The 13,000-nt window shown below is 66.6% G+C and carries 16 protein-coding genes and 1 pseudogene; 6 read left to right on the forward strand and 11 right to left on the reverse strand.

What is annotated here, in order from left to right; genetic code table 11:
• The 3 genes and pseudogenes from LGN19_RS33070 to LGN19_RS33080 form a co-directional block, all read right to left on the reverse strand.
• Positions 1 to 187: pseudogene (locus LGN19_RS33070) on the reverse strand (putrescine ABC transporter permease PotI); the annotation flags it as partial.
• Complete coding sequence (locus LGN19_RS33075) at positions 184 to 1,170, reverse strand: ABC transporter permease subunit (protein WP_226219450.1); 987 nt, start codon at positions 1,168 to 1,170, stop codon at positions 184 to 186. The gene LGN19_RS33075 and the pseudogene LGN19_RS33070, both read right to left, overlap by 4 nt.
• A gap of 10 nt (positions 1,171 to 1,180) precedes the next feature.
• The gene (locus tag LGN19_RS33080; RefSeq protein ID WP_226219568.1) at positions 1,181 to 2,302 is read right to left on the reverse strand and encodes an ABC transporter ATP-binding protein; all 1,122 of its coding nucleotides are present in this window, start codon (positions 2,300 to 2,302) and stop codon (positions 1,181 to 1,183) included.
• Here LGN19_RS33080 and LGN19_RS33085 point away from each other — a divergent pair.
• The gene (locus LGN19_RS33085; RefSeq protein WP_226219586.1) at positions 2,280 to 2,642 is read left to right on the forward strand and encodes a hypothetical protein; all 363 of its coding nucleotides are present in this window, start codon (positions 2,280 to 2,282) and stop codon (positions 2,640 to 2,642) included. The genes LGN19_RS33080 and LGN19_RS33085 overlap by 23 nt on opposite strands.
• Positions 2,643 to 2,804: 162 nt before the next feature.
• Here LGN19_RS33085 and LGN19_RS33090 read toward each other — a convergent pair whose 3' ends face one another.
• The 3 genes from LGN19_RS33090 to LGN19_RS33100 all read right to left on the reverse strand — a co-directional run bounded on the left by LGN19_RS33090 (position 2,805) and on the right by LGN19_RS33100 (position 4,539).
• Positions 2,805 to 3,272 (reverse strand): nucleoside deaminase, encoded by a 468-nt coding sequence (locus LGN19_RS33090; protein WP_226219452.1) that lies wholly within the window; start codon positions 3,270 to 3,272, stop codon positions 2,805 to 2,807.
• A 106-nt stretch (positions 3,273 to 3,378) separates the two neighbouring features.
• A complete protein-coding gene (cynS, locus tag LGN19_RS33095; protein WP_226219454.1) occupies positions 3,379 to 3,849 on the reverse strand; it encodes a cyanase in 471 nt (156 codons plus the stop codon).
• 30 nt (positions 3,850 to 3,879) lie between these two features.
• Complete coding sequence (locus LGN19_RS33100) at positions 3,880 to 4,539, reverse strand: carbonic anhydrase (protein ID WP_043178750.1); 660 nt, start codon at positions 4,537 to 4,539, stop codon at positions 3,880 to 3,882.
• A gap of 113 nt (positions 4,540 to 4,652) precedes the next feature.
• Here LGN19_RS33100 and cynR point away from each other — a divergent pair, with 113 nt between their 5' ends.
• The gene (cynR, locus tag LGN19_RS33105; RefSeq protein WP_226219456.1) at positions 4,653 to 5,549 is read left to right on the forward strand and encodes a transcriptional regulator CynR; all 897 of its coding nucleotides are present in this window, start codon (positions 4,653 to 4,655) and stop codon (positions 5,547 to 5,549) included.
• An 85-nt stretch (positions 5,550 to 5,634) separates the two neighbouring features.
• On the forward strand, positions 5,635 to 6,090 hold the full coding sequence (locus LGN19_RS33110) for a DUF3304 domain-containing protein (protein WP_226219457.1): 456 nt from the start codon (positions 5,635 to 5,637) through the stop codon (positions 6,088 to 6,090).
• A 64-nt stretch (positions 6,091 to 6,154) separates the two neighbouring features.
• Here LGN19_RS33110 and LGN19_RS33115 read toward each other — a convergent pair whose 3' ends face one another.
• Both LGN19_RS33115 and LGN19_RS33120 read right to left on the reverse strand, forming a co-directional pair.
• Positions 6,155 to 6,358, reverse strand: coding sequence for a hypothetical protein (locus LGN19_RS33115; RefSeq protein WP_122948666.1), 204 nt, complete (start codon positions 6,356 to 6,358; stop codon positions 6,155 to 6,157).
• Positions 6,359 to 6,392: 34 nt separating this feature from the next.
• Positions 6,393 to 7,712, reverse strand: a complete 1,320-nt coding sequence (locus LGN19_RS33120; RefSeq protein WP_226219459.1) for a DUF3422 family protein — start codon at positions 7,710 to 7,712, stop codon at positions 6,393 to 6,395.
• Between the two features lie 161 nt (positions 7,713 to 7,873).
• Between LGN19_RS33120 and LGN19_RS33125 the strand changes: the two genes are divergently transcribed.
• Positions 7,874 to 8,749 carry a LysR family transcriptional regulator gene (locus LGN19_RS33125; protein WP_006485479.1) on the forward strand — a complete coding sequence of 292 codons (876 nt, stop codon included), beginning with the start codon at positions 7,874 to 7,876 and terminating at the stop codon, positions 8,747 to 8,749.
• Here the strand turns inward: LGN19_RS33125 and LGN19_RS33130 are convergent, their stop codons facing one another.
• The 3 genes from LGN19_RS33130 to LGN19_RS33140 form a co-directional block, all read right to left on the reverse strand.
• On the reverse strand, positions 8,750 to 9,310 hold the full coding sequence (locus tag LGN19_RS33130; protein ID WP_226219461.1) for a hypothetical protein: 561 nt from the start codon (positions 9,308 to 9,310) through the stop codon (positions 8,750 to 8,752). It lies immediately after the preceding gene.
• Between the two features lie 141 nt (positions 9,311 to 9,451).
• The gene (locus LGN19_RS33135; protein WP_226219570.1) at positions 9,452 to 9,802 is read right to left on the reverse strand and encodes a hypothetical protein; all 351 of its coding nucleotides are present in this window, start codon (positions 9,800 to 9,802) and stop codon (positions 9,452 to 9,454) included.
• A gap of 358 nt (positions 9,803 to 10,160) precedes the next feature.
• Positions 10,161 to 11,078 (reverse strand): LysR family transcriptional regulator, encoded by a 918-nt coding sequence (locus tag LGN19_RS33140; protein ID WP_122948662.1) that lies wholly within the window; start codon positions 11,076 to 11,078, stop codon positions 10,161 to 10,163.
• A gap of 326 nt (positions 11,079 to 11,404) precedes the next feature.
• Between LGN19_RS33140 and fae the strand changes: the two genes are divergently transcribed.
• On the forward strand, positions 11,405 to 11,929 hold the full coding sequence (gene fae / locus LGN19_RS33145) for a formaldehyde-activating enzyme (RefSeq protein ID WP_011356415.1): 525 nt from the start codon (positions 11,405 to 11,407) through the stop codon (positions 11,927 to 11,929).
• Between the two features lie 41 nt (positions 11,930 to 11,970).
• A complete protein-coding gene (locus LGN19_RS33150) occupies positions 11,971 to 12,993 on the forward strand; it encodes an aldo/keto reductase (protein ID WP_122948660.1) in 1,023 nt (340 codons plus the stop codon).
• Positions 12,994 to 13,000: the final 7 nt, after the last annotated feature.

A 13,000-nucleotide genomic window follows, 5' to 3' on the forward strand; every position in this document is an offset into this window, starting at 1 on the left:
ATGCGGCGGTCAGCAGCTCGTCGTCGTCCAGCAGCGCCGAGTACCACTTCAGCGAGAAGCCCGACCACACCGTCACCAGCTTCGACTCGTTGAACGAGTACACGATCAGGCTGATGATCGGGATGTAGAGGAACAGGAAGCCGAAGGCGAGAACGCCTGTCGACAGCGGTTTGCTCGGCTTGATCATTTCGCGTCCCCCAGTTCCTTGACCTGGTAGTACTGGAACAGCGCCATCGGCACCAGCAGCAGCATCACCATTGCGACCGTCACCGCGGACGCCATCGGCCAGTCCATGTTGTTGAAGAATTCATCCCACATCACGCGGCCGATCATCAGCGTGTCGGCGCCGCCGAGCAGCTCGGGAATCACGTATTCGCCGACTGCGGGGATGAACACCAGCAGGCTGCCGGCGATGATCCCGTTCTTCGACAGCGGCAGCGTGATCCGCGTGAACGCGACCCACGGTTTCGCGCCGAGGTCGTACGCGGCTTCGAGCAGCGTCAGGTCCATCTTCACGAGGTGCGCGTACAGCGGCATCACCATGAACGGCAGGTACGAATAGACCATCCCGATGTAGACGCCGGCATCGCTGTGGTAGAGGCGCAGCGGCGTGTGGATGATGCCGAGCGCGATCAGCGTGTGGTTCAGCAGTCCGTCATCCTTCAGGATCCCGATCCATGCGTACACGCGGATCAGGAACGACGTCCAGAACGGCAGCATCACGGCCATCATCAGCACGTTGCGGCGGTTCGGTTCCGAGCGCGCGATGTAGTAAGCCATCGGATAGCCGATCAGCAGGCACAGCACCGTCGACACGGCGGCCATCTTCAGCGAGCTGAGGTAGGTCGCGATGTACAGGTCGTCCTGCAGCAGGAACGCGTAGTGCGACAGCTGCAGCGCGAAGTGCACGACGCCGTCCTTGATCTCGACGAGCGACGTGTACGGCGGGATGCCCATCACCTGGTCGGCGAAGCTGATCTTCAGCACCAGCACGAACGGCAGCGCGAAGAAGATCGCGAGCCATACGAACGGCACGCCGATCGCGACACTGCGGCCGGACGGCAGGAAGCGCGACAGCAGGTCGAAGCGGCCCGGGCGGGCACGTCCGGCGCCGGTGCTCGCGGCGCCGGTCGACACCGGCGTGGAGGGCGTGGAAGCAGAGGTTCTCATCGTGGCGTCCTCATTGCGTCAGCACGACGCCGCTGGCCGGCGACCACGACACGAACACGTCGTCGTTCCACGCCGGTGCGTTGTCGTTCAACAGGTGCGAGCTCGACAGGTTCGACACGACCGTCTTGCCGCTCGGCAAGCGCACGTGGTACAGCGAGTAGCTGCCCATGTACGCGATGTCGGTGACGACGCCGCGTGCCCAGTTGTGTTTCGAGCCCGGCTTCTCGCGCGACACGTGAATGCGTTCCGGACGCACCGAGATGCCGACGGGCATCCCGAGCGGGCCGGTGATGCCGTGGCTCACGTACATGCGCGCTTCGAGGTCGTCGCTCTCGACGAAGATGTGATCGGGTTCGTCCTCGACCACGCGGCCCTCGAACAGGTTGGTCGAGCCGATGAATTCGGCGGAGAAGCGGCTGTTCGGGAATTCGTAGACTTCGCCCGGCGCGCCGATCTGCACGATCTTGCCTTCGCTCATCACCGCGAGGCGGCTCGCCATCGTCATCGCCTCTTCCTGGTCGTGCGTGACCATCACGCAGGTCACGTCGACCTTCTCGATGATGTTCACGAGTTCGAGCTGGGTTTTCTGGCGGATCTTCTTGTCGAGCGCGGACATCGGCTCGTCGAGCAGCAGGAGCTTCGGGCGCTTGACCAGCGAGCGGGCCAGCGCGACGCGCTGCTGCTGGCCGCCGGAGAGCTGGTGCGGCTTGCGCTGCGCGTACTTGCTCATCTGCACGAGCGCGAGCGCATCGGCCACGCGCTCCTTGATCTCGTTCTTCGGCGTGCCTTCCTGCTTCAGGCCGAACGCGACGTTCGATTCGACCGACATGTGCGGGAACAGCGCGTACGACTGGAACATCATGTTCACCGGGCGGCGGTACGGCGGCAGCGACGCGAGATCTTCGCCGTCGACGAAGATCTTGCCGGAGGTGGCCGTCTCGAGCCCGGCGAGCATGCGCAGCAACGTCGACTTGCCGCAGCCCGAGCTGCCGAGCAGCGCGAACAGCTCGTTCTTCGCGATCGTCAGGTTCACGTTGTCGACGGCCGTGCTGTCGCCGAATTTCTTCACGACATTTTCGATGCGCACGAACGCGTCGTTCGGCTTGAGCATGTCCGTCGTCGGGCGATGCATCGCATCAGGTGTACTGAATGAATCCCGTTTCATGATGGTCCGTTTTAAGCAGGTAAGCGAATCTCAGGCGTCAGGCACGACCGGCCGGGCGGCCGCGCGGTGCTGGTGGAGAGGAATCGAGCGATTCCTCGTCCGGAACGAATGGCGCAACGAAACAGGTGTGGGGGAACGCACGGCGATCGGTGGCCATCAGTTACGACCAACCGGGGTCGTCGCGTTGGCTGTCATGAAGATTTCATCGGTTTTCATCGAGCTTTCCGCACGGTTCTGTCGTCTCCAGTGCGAATTTTTAAACCCGTCAAAAACCTTTTGGATCGCGGATTTCCGTTCCGGACATTGAACGGGATCGATGTTTGGGGAGACTGAAAAACGGGGGCACGAGCCGGCCCCGTGCGGCAGCGCGGGCGCCCGGCGGCACGGGCGCCGCCGGGTGATACGGAGGGTGGGGAAAACGAGCAGCCGGGCGGCTGCCACGCGCGGCCGGTGCGCCGCGCGGGTCAAGTCACTTCGCGTTCAGTTCCTTCCAGCGCCGGTAGACGCCGATCGCATCGCTGTGCTTCTGCTGCACCATCGGCAGCCGGCGTTCGCCGATCGGCTTTGCATATTCGGCATAGAACGTGTCGAGCTCGAAATACTTGCGGTCGTCGCGGTAGAACGGCGCGTAGTCCTCGCGCGTCGTGATGTAGATCACGCGTTTCGGGCTGCAGTAGTACAGCGAGCCGAGACACATCGGGCACGGGCTCGCGAGAATGTAGATCTCGCAGTCGGTCAGGTGCTCGGTGCCGAGCTTGCGGCACGCATCGCGCACCGCGAGGATCTCGGCGTGCGCGGTCGGGTCGCTGGTCTGCGCGACGAGATTCGGGCTCTCCGCGACGACCTCGCCGTCGCGGACGATTACCGTCGCGAACGGGCGGCCGCCCTCTTCCACGTTCTTCATCGCAAGATCGATCGTGCGTTTCACAAAATCCATGGCTGCGTCCTCGTTGAAACGGAATGGCGGGCCGTGCGCCGGCCGGCAGCCGACGCACGTCGGGCGGGAACCTGCGCGGCACCGCTGCAGCGGCACCGCACCGGCGTCAGAACGGCTTGGTCGGCAGGTACTTGCCATCGAGCGTGATCACCGCGCGCGACCCGCCTTCGGGATCGTCGACCTTCTTCACATCGAGCCGGAAATTGATCGCGCTGATGATGCCGTCGCCGAACTTCTCGTGAACGAGCGCCTTCAGCGTCGTGCCGTACACCTGCAGCATTTCGTAGAAGCGGTAAATGGTCGGGTCGGTCGGCACGCGGTCGTCGATGCTGCCGCGCAGCGGGATCGTCTGCAGCAGCAGCACCGCGTCGTCGTCGAGGCCGAGCTTGTCGGCGACGCTGCGCGCAGCGTCCGCCGGCAGCGCATGCTGGCCGAGCAGCGCGGCCGTCACGAACGCTTCGCTCAGGCCCGTGCCTTCGGTGAGCTGCGCGAACGACAGGTTCTTGCGCGCCTTCGCGAGCACGACGATCTCGGCAAGCGCGTGGCGGGCAGTCTGACTGTGCTGGGACTGGATCATGGCAATTCCTCGTGGTGGGGTGGGAGCGATTCAGGCCGCGACGGGGAGCGTCGCGGGCGTGGCACGAACCTCGGGATGGTCCGCCAGGGAGACGAACCGGCCGGTCGCGCCGTCATGGGCGTCGATGCAGCCCGATTCGATGTCGTATACCCAGCCGTGCAACGCGAGCCGCCCTTCTTCGAGCGCGAGCCGCACGGCAGGGTGCGTTTTCAGGTTCGCCAGTTGCGCGACGACGTTCTCGCGCACCATCGAGTCGATCCGCTCGCGTTCGCTGCGATGCGTGCGCGCCTCGTTCACGACGCGCGCGGAATCGGCGTAGCGCAGCCAGTGGCCGACGGCCGGCATGTGGTCCATGCACTGGCAGGTGGCGATCGCGGTCATCGCGCCGCAATCGGAATGGCCGCAGATCACGACGTCGGTCACGCGCAGCGCGGCCACCGCGTATTCGACCGACGCCGACACGCCGCCCGGCTCGGGGCCGTACGACGGCACGATATTGCCGGCATTGCGGATCACGAACAGGTCGCCCGGTTCACGCTGCGTGACGAGTTCGGGCACGAGCCGGCTGTCCGAGCACGAGATGAACAGCGCCCGCGGATTCTGGCTGCGCGCGAGATCGCGGAACAGCGCGGCACGCGCCGGATACGCATCGCGCTGGAACTTCAGGAAGCCTTCGATGATGTCCTTCATCGCGTGTTCTCCGGTGCGGGTGAAATCGATGAAGGGCAGGTTACGCTGCACTTCCAATAACGTAAAAGACTGATTTATGATCCACCAGATAAGCAGGACTTATAGGAGCCGCCATGCTGCTGCGCCATATCCATTACTTCCTGGCCGTCGCCGAGCATCGCAGCTTCACGCGCGCGGCCGCCGCGCTGCATGTGTCGCAGCCCGCGCTGTCCCAGCAGATCCGCCAGCTCGAGGAGACGCTCGGCGCGCAACTGTTCGACCGCAGCGGGCGCGTGACGCGGCTGACCGATGCCGGCGACGTGTATTTCCGCTATGCGCGGCAGGCGCTGCACGATCTCGCGGAAGGCCGGCGCGCGATTCATGACGTGCAGGATCTGAGCCGCGGCTCGCTGCGGATCGCGGTCACGCCAACCTTCACGAGCTATCTCGTCGGGCCGCTCGTCGAGGCGTTTCACGGCCGCTACCCGGACGTGTCGCTGTCGGTGCGCGAGATGTCGCAGGAGCGTATCGAGGCGTTGCTCGTCGACGACGAGCTCGATGTCGGCATCGCGTTCGACGAGGTGCAGACGGCGGATATCGAAGCGCAAACGTTGCTGGTCGAAACGCTCGCGCTCGTCGTGAGCCGTCGGCATGCGCTCGCCGCGAAACGCAAGGCCGGCCTGCGCGCGCTGCACGATGCGCCGCTCGTGCTGCTGACGGCCGAGTTCGCGACACGCGTGCAGATCGACCGCTATTTCCGCGAGCACGACGTGCGACCGCGCGTATTGATGGAAGCGAATTCGCTGGGGGCGGTGATCGAGATCGTGCGCCGCACGAACCTCGCGACGCTGCTGCCCGCGACGATCGCGGCCGGGCACGACGATCTCGTCGCCATCGCGCTCGATCCGGCCGTCCTGCGGCGCACGGCCGTGCTGCTGCAGCGCAAGGGCGCGTACCGGAGTGCGGCCGCGCGTGCGTTCGTCGAACTGGCGCTGGCGCACGGGGCCGGGCCTGTCAGGCGCGCGCGATGATCTCGGCCGCCGGGGCACGCGTCACGCGCCCGGACACCGCCCGCAACCGCTCGTCGAAAGCAAACCGACTCAGGGGAACATCGACATGTCGAACCTGTTACGCCGCATGACGCTCAACCCGCTTGCCATCTCCGCGCTGCTGGTGGGCGCAGCCTGGTGGGTCCACGCACAGACGCGTGCCGACGGCCCGTATCGGGTCGTGGGATTCAACTACACCGATCGTGGCGTCTACAGCTTCGTGGTCGACGGCTTCGGCGCCGGCAGCGTGCACGCGCGCCAGTTCGGCGGCGGGGGCGGCACCGTGTGCTGCATGAGCGTGCCGCGCGGCAAGAAAACCTGGCACGTCAGGATCACGTACGATCTGACGCCCGAAGAAGACGCCCGGAACCAGGCGCCTGAAATCGTCGAAACCGACGTCGCCGTGCCGGCATTGCCGAACCGGCACGACGGCTACCTCGAGTTTCATTTCCTGCCCGGGCGCAAGATCGACGCCCGATGGGTCGCGTACCCGACGATGCCGCGCATGCGCGCCGGCGGTTGACCGCGCAGCGGCAGCGGGCGGACGCCGCGCGGCCGGGCGGGCGGGTTACGCGCCCGGCGTTGCGTCAGTTGTACCCGAGAATCGCCACCGCCGCGACGTCCGGCCGGTCGATCGTATTCCCGACGAGCGACGTCATCGGCTCCTGCAGCACGGCCTGATACGACGTCACGCGCGGCGCTTCCGGCGTGCCCGGCTCATCCGGTGCCGGCTCGTCGAACGCGGCATCGAAACCACTGTAAAAGCCCGGTTGTGTCTGCGAAAAAGTCATCTCCACTCCTTTACCTGATCATGTTTTTGATGTTCTAACCAACCTGCTTCAATACCGCCGCGTGCACCGGCGTACCGTCATGCGCGGCCTCCGATCGCGCCAGCTGCGCGCGCGTGCGCCGCGTGATGTGAATCACCGCGAACACGACCGGCGCGATCAGCAGGCCCTCCGCCAGTTCGGGATCGACCGGCAGGTTCATCACGTGCAGCGCCTTGAACGCCGCCGTCGCGAGCGACAGCACGTAGTACGAAATAGCCGCCACCGACAGCCCTTCGACCGCGTGCTGCAGATGAAGCTGATTGCGCGCGGTGCGCTCCATTCCGGCCAGCAGGCGCGTCACGTCCTTTTCCTGCGCGAGATTCACGCGCGTGCGCAGCAGGTCGACCGCCCGCGCGATCCGCGCGGCGATCTGCTCATGGCGCGCCCATACGCTGCGGCAGGTTTCCATCGCCGGCGCGAAGCGCCGCTCCATGAATTCGGCGATCGTCGGCATCCCTTCGATACGCTCCTCGCGCAACTCGTGGATGCGCGCCAGCACGAGCTTTTCGTATGCTCGCGACGCGCTGAAGCGCGCGCCCGATCCCGACAGCGATTCGACCCGCACCGCGAGATGCGTGAGCTTGACGAGCAGTGCCGTGTCGTCGCCGTCGGCCCCGCTCGCGTCCATCCGCTGCATCAGCGTGTGCAGCGCCGCGTGGATCTCGTCGAGCTCGCGGCTCATCCGGCGCGCGACGGGCAACGCCAGCAGCGCCATCATCCGGTAGGTCTCGATTTCATACAGGCGCTGCAGCAGCCGGCCACCCTGCTCCTCGCGGAAATCCTCGTCGACGACGAGAAAGCGCATGAAGCCGTCGTCGCGCACATGCCAGTCGCAGAACACCTTGCCGCCGCCAAGCACGTTGCTGCCGACGAGCGCGGGGCCGTCGATCCAGCGGCGCAGGTCGCCGCAGACGAGCCGCGCGGCGTCGCCCGTCAGCAGCTCCATGCGTACCGCGACGAAGCGGATGCCGGCCAGCCTCGCGAACCACGCGGCCGGGATGCCTTCGATCGCGAGATCGTCGAAATAGCCGGTGTCGCGACGCGGCGCGACGAACGTGAAGGTCGAGAATTCGGTATGGCGTTCCCACTTCAGGTGCCAGCTGCTCGGCGACTGCACCGCGTAGTGCGTCGCGCCTTCGTGCGGCGCGGCGATACCGGTGTCGCGGCACAGCGCGTGCAGCAGCGTTTCGTGGATGTCGGGCTGGCCGTCCGCGTAGATCGCGTAATGCGTGAGCGATACGGCTTCGGCGAGCCGCAGGAACGGCCGGGCATGCAATTCCGCGGCCAGTGCGGCGCGCAACGGATGGTCCATCATCGATACACCACGCTTTCCTGTTCAGTCCTGCACGCCGGATCGACCGGCCGGGGCGCCGCGCCGCCCTCGGGCGAAACGTCAGCGTGATCGCACTATGGCAGACACACAGCAACAATAAAAACGCATAATGCTGATCGTTACGTTCAGTTTTCCTGATACCCATGAAGATGCTCGATCACGACGTGCTGGCCACCGTCGTCGCCGTCGCGGAGACCGGCAACATGACCCGCGCCGCCGAGGCCGTGAACCGCTCGCAGTCGGCCGTGAGCATGCAGATCAAGAGCCTGGAAGACGCGATCGGGCGGCCGCTGTTCGTGCGCAAACCGCGCAGCATCGTGCTGACGCGCGAGGGCGAGGTGCTGCTGGGATTCGCCAGACGAATGCTGGCGCTGCGCGACGAGGCGTGGGCGGCCGTGGTGCGGCCGGAAGTGACCGGCAAGGTCGTGATCGGCGTACCGGACGACTATGCGTCGTCGCTGCTGCCGTCGGTCCTGAAGAAATTCTCGGCAACCTACCCGAAGGTCGAGATCCAGGTGATGGGGCTGCCGAGCAGCGCGCTCGCGCCGCTGATCAAGGAAGGCACGGTCGACCTCGTCTGCGGCACGCGGATCAAGGGGCTGTCCGGCGATTTCATCCGCCACGAGCCGATGGCGTGGGCCGCGATGACGAACGGGCCGCGCGTGTGGGAAGAGCGGCCGCTGCCGATCGCGGTGTTCATGCCGGGCAGCGTCGCGCGCGAGAACGCGATCCGCAGCCTCGAACGCGCGAAGGTGCCGTACCGCACCTCCTATGAAAGCCCGAGCCTGCTCGGGCTGCTCAGCATGGTCGAGGCCGGCCTCGCGGTCGCGCCGCTCGCGCGCTGTGCGATTCCCGCGCAACTGTCGATGCTCGGCCGCTCGCACGGGCTGCCCGACCTGCCGCCGCTCGAACTGATCCTCGCGCGCAGCACCAAATCGAAGCGGCCGCCGTGCGACTTTCTCGCTGAACAGCTGATGGAAGACCTGCAGCGCCAGACCGGGCAGACCGGCGACGCGTGATCAGCGCGTCGCGACGAACCCGGCCGCGCCCAGCGCCGCGTTGACGTTCGCGGCCACCGCATCGACGAGCGCTTCCAGCGTAGCTCCGCGCACCTGCATGCGTTCCGGTGCGACGTGCTCCGTGCGTTGCCAGCCCCATTGCGCGCCCGACGCGACCGACAGCGTCGCGCCGAAGCGGTTGCCGTGGCAGCGGCCAAACGTGCTCACGCGCCGCTCGGCCACGTAGTCCTGTTCAGGCAGACAGAGCCGGATCTCGACCGCGATCTGGTCGCGATCGTTGACGCGCGCGGCCGGGCTCACCGTCGGCGCGAACACCTTGCCGATCCGCCAGATCACGCAGGTCTCCCAGGCCGCGAGCGGCCCGCCGGCCGCATCGACCCGCTCGGTGTCGACCGACCACTGATGCCCGTCGGGCACGACGATCGCCTGATGCAGCAGCACTTCGGCCACGCGCACCGTCGTCACGAGCTGACGCGCGAGTTGCTGGCCCGACGGCAGCGACGCCGTCCGGACGCGACGGCTGGCCGGCCGCGCGACAGGGACTTCTTCCGTGAGATACATGAACACTCCGTATTCAGGATCGGCGCCGCGCGCAACGCGGCGCACGCCTATCCGCCACCTGTTCGCGGCCGGCGCGGCGACTGACGCCCCGACCGCGAATCACGCGCGCCATCGGCGAGCGGGTATCCACCCGCCAGCGCTTCACCGCGCCTTCGGTCCGACCCGCAACCGGCGCGCGACCGGCCCGATCACCGCATCGGCCTGCTGCGCGATCAGCATGTGCAGCGTGAAATCCAGGTCTTCCGGCGCGATGTCGAAGTGCACGTGAACCACGTCGCGCACGGCGCGCGCGCTGACGACGTACACACCGAGCGGGGAATGCAGCAGCGCCGCGAGCCGGGTGTGCGCGCGTTCACCGGAGTCGGCCGTCAGCGTGACGGGCAACTGCAGGCGAGGGCGCGGCGGCGGGAAAGGAATGACGTTGTTGCGTGCGCCGGCGCGCAACTGGCGGCCGGCGACATTGAAGGCGGGAACGGGATGAATGAAGGTCATGGAGCGGACGGAAGCCGTCTCGGCTGTTCGACACCTCCCCAGCTTAGAAGAGACCGCATAAACGTCGTGCAAAAAAACGACGCGGCGGTGCAAAAACCGCATGCGGCGCACAACGCAGTGCCGACCGGCGGCTGGTGGCTGGTGGCTGGTGGCTGGTGGCTGGTGGCCGGTGGCCGGTGGCCGGTGGCCGGCGGCTCGCGGCTGGCGGCTGGCGGCTGGCGGCTCTCGGCTCTCGGCTCTCGGCTCTCGGCTCTCGACTCTCGACTCTCGACTGGCGGCTGGCCGTGCGGCCGTCATGCGCATACGGTAGTCGCGTGCAACAGCTCGCGCCAGCCGTGCCTACACTGCGGCCGCCCCGCTACGCGAACGCCTCGAGCGACGCGCGCCGCCGCTCGTCGACCATCGATTCGATCAGCGACACGAGATCGTCGGTCAGCGGATCGCAGATGCCCGGCGAGCGATGCAGTTCGAGATCGGCTGCCGGCAGCGGCGGTAGCCCGTCCGTCTCGTCGAGCACGCGCCAGTTCTCCGGCAGCGTGCAGCGATCGATCATCGTCACGGCCGCGCCGTGGTTCACCGCGATCTTGATGCCGGTCGGGCTCTGGCTCGTATAGACGACGTGATACGGCCGCTCGGCCGTCGCGAGCGCCTGCAGCCCGCGCTGCCGGTAGCAGCACGTCTCCGGAAACAGCGCGAGCGGCACCGACGCCTGCGGGCCGAGCGCGAAGTCCTGGTGCGCGGCCCACACGACGTCGTGACGGCCCAGCAGCCGGCCGCCCGCGTTCGGCCCATGCCGCACGACGAGCGCGACGTCGAGCTCGCCGGCCTGCAACCGTTCGAGCAATTCGAGCGACGTGCGGCAATGCACATGAAAGCGCGCGCCTGGCCGCATCGCATAGAACGACTTCAGCAGGTCGGGCAACCACAGCTCCGCGTAGTCCTCCGGCAACCCGAAGCGCACGACGCCACGGTCGCTGCTCGCCTGCTTCAGCGCGAGGATCGCGTCGTTCTGCACCTGGATGATCCGGCGCGCATGGATCAGGAAATTCTCGCCGTCACGCGACAGTTCGAGCCGCCGGCTGTTGCGCATGAACAGGTGCGTGTCGAGCCGCTCCTCGAGCGTGCGGATGCGCAGGCTGATCGTCGATTGCGTGCGATGCAGTTGCCGGGCCGCCGCGGTGAAGCCGCCGCTCTCGACCACCGCGACGAATGCCCGGATCAGCTCCGGATCGAGCGAACTGAGCTTCGACCAATCGGGCCTTTGAATGGCAGCCATCGGAATTACTCGCTTTCGAAAAAAGAAGGGAAGACGAAAGATAGGGCTCGGAGTACGCCGATTGTTGTCCAGATGCGCCCGGCCCTCCAACCCCTGCCCGGGTATGACAAACCCGGAGCCGGTACGCGAATGCCCACCCGCCGATCCCGCCCCGCCCGCCGTCACGACAACGGCCGAGGCCCGCCCGGCGGGCATTCGCGTGCCGGGCTCAGGGCTTTCCCGGAGACGACGAAAACTCATAGCCCGATCAGAAATCATCGATTCACCGGCCGCGCCGCGGCCCACCACAATCGCCTCACACCCAACCTCATCGACGAGACACCGCAATGACCGCATCCCAACCCAGGCAGCTTTACATCGGCGAAGGCTTCGAAGGCCCCGGCGTCAACCTCGCGCACATCAACGTGCTGGTCGGCCCGCGCAACGGCCCGGCCGGGCAAGCGTTCGCGACCGCACTCGCGACGCCGTCGGCCGGCCATGCACCGTTCGTCGTGATCGCGCAGCCGGGCGTGCCGACCAAGCCGCTCACGCTGTACGTGAACAAGGCGCAGATCGCCAGCGATTTCCACGGCAATGCCACGTGGGGCGCGTCGCAGGCCGGCATTGCGAAAGCCGTGGCCGAAGCGCTCGAGAACGGCACGCTGCCGCCCGAAGCGGAGAACGACTGGGTCGTCGTGTCGGCGAACTGGGTGAACCCGCAGACCGACGATCTCGATGCCGTGTTCGAGAACAACTATCGCGCGTGCCGCAATGCGATCGTCGCGGCGATGGAAGGGCTGCCGCATCGCGACGCGGTGTTCGCCGCCGCGCGCGACGTGTCGAACCCGTTCTACACCCCGAAGAAAAACTGACGACGACAAGCGGCCGACACAAGGCCGCACCTGGAGGAAACATGGAATACGTCCGCCTCGGCCAGTCCGGCCTGAAGGTGTCCCGCCTGTGTCTCGGCACGATGAACATGGGCACCCCCGAATGGAAGCCCTGGATCTTCGATGAAGCGCAGAGCGAGCCGATCGTGCGCCGCGCGCTCGACGCCGGCGTGAACTTCATCGATCTCGCGGATTTCTATTCGACCGGCGTCGGCGAGGAAGTGGTCGGCCGCATCCTGAAGCGCAACGCGCGCCGCGAGGAGCTCGTCGTGACGACCAAGGTCGGCTACGACATGGGCAGCTACCCGAACGCGGGCGGCCATTCGCGCAAGCACGTGCTCGACGGGATCGACGGGTCGCTGAAGCGCCTCGGGATGGATTACGTCGACATCTTCATGCTGCACTTCTTCGACGTGAACACGCCCGTCGAGGAAACGATGAGCACGCTGCACGACATCGTACGCGCGGGCAAGGCGCGCTATATCGGCGTATCGACGATGTACACGTGGCAGTTCGCAAAGATCATGCAGGCCTGCGAACGAAACGGCTGGGACAAGCCGATCAACATGCAGCTGCAGCTGAACCTCGCGTATCGCGAGGAAGAGCGCGAGATGGTGCCGTACTGCATCGACCAGGGTGTCGGCGTGTCGGTGTTCAGCCCGCTCGCGCGCGGCCTGCTCACCTGCGAGCCGCAATCGACGCGCAATCAGACCGACTTCTTCACCGCGCAGATGTACGGCGATGCTTCGTCGCTCGCAATCGCCGCATCGGTCGCGAAGGTCGCGAAGCGCCGCGGCGTGCCGCCCGCGCAGATCGCACAGGCATGGGTGCTGAGCCGTCCCGGCGTCGCGAGCATGCTGGTCGGCGCGGATTCCGTCGCGCAGTTCGACAGCGCGCTCGGCGCACTCGAGACGCAACTCACCGAAGAAGAGCTGCACGAGCTGGAACGCAACTACACGCCGTGCGACCTGATCAACGACTACACGGCCGGCAAGCGCATCGCGCGCGAGTCGCGTCCGGCGCAGGGCAGTTTCGCGGCGGACTGAGGCACTG

The sequence above is a fragment of the Burkholderia sp. AU30198 genome (assembly GCF_020419825.1).
Taxonomy (GTDB): domain Bacteria; phylum Pseudomonadota; class Gammaproteobacteria; order Burkholderiales; family Burkholderiaceae; genus Burkholderia.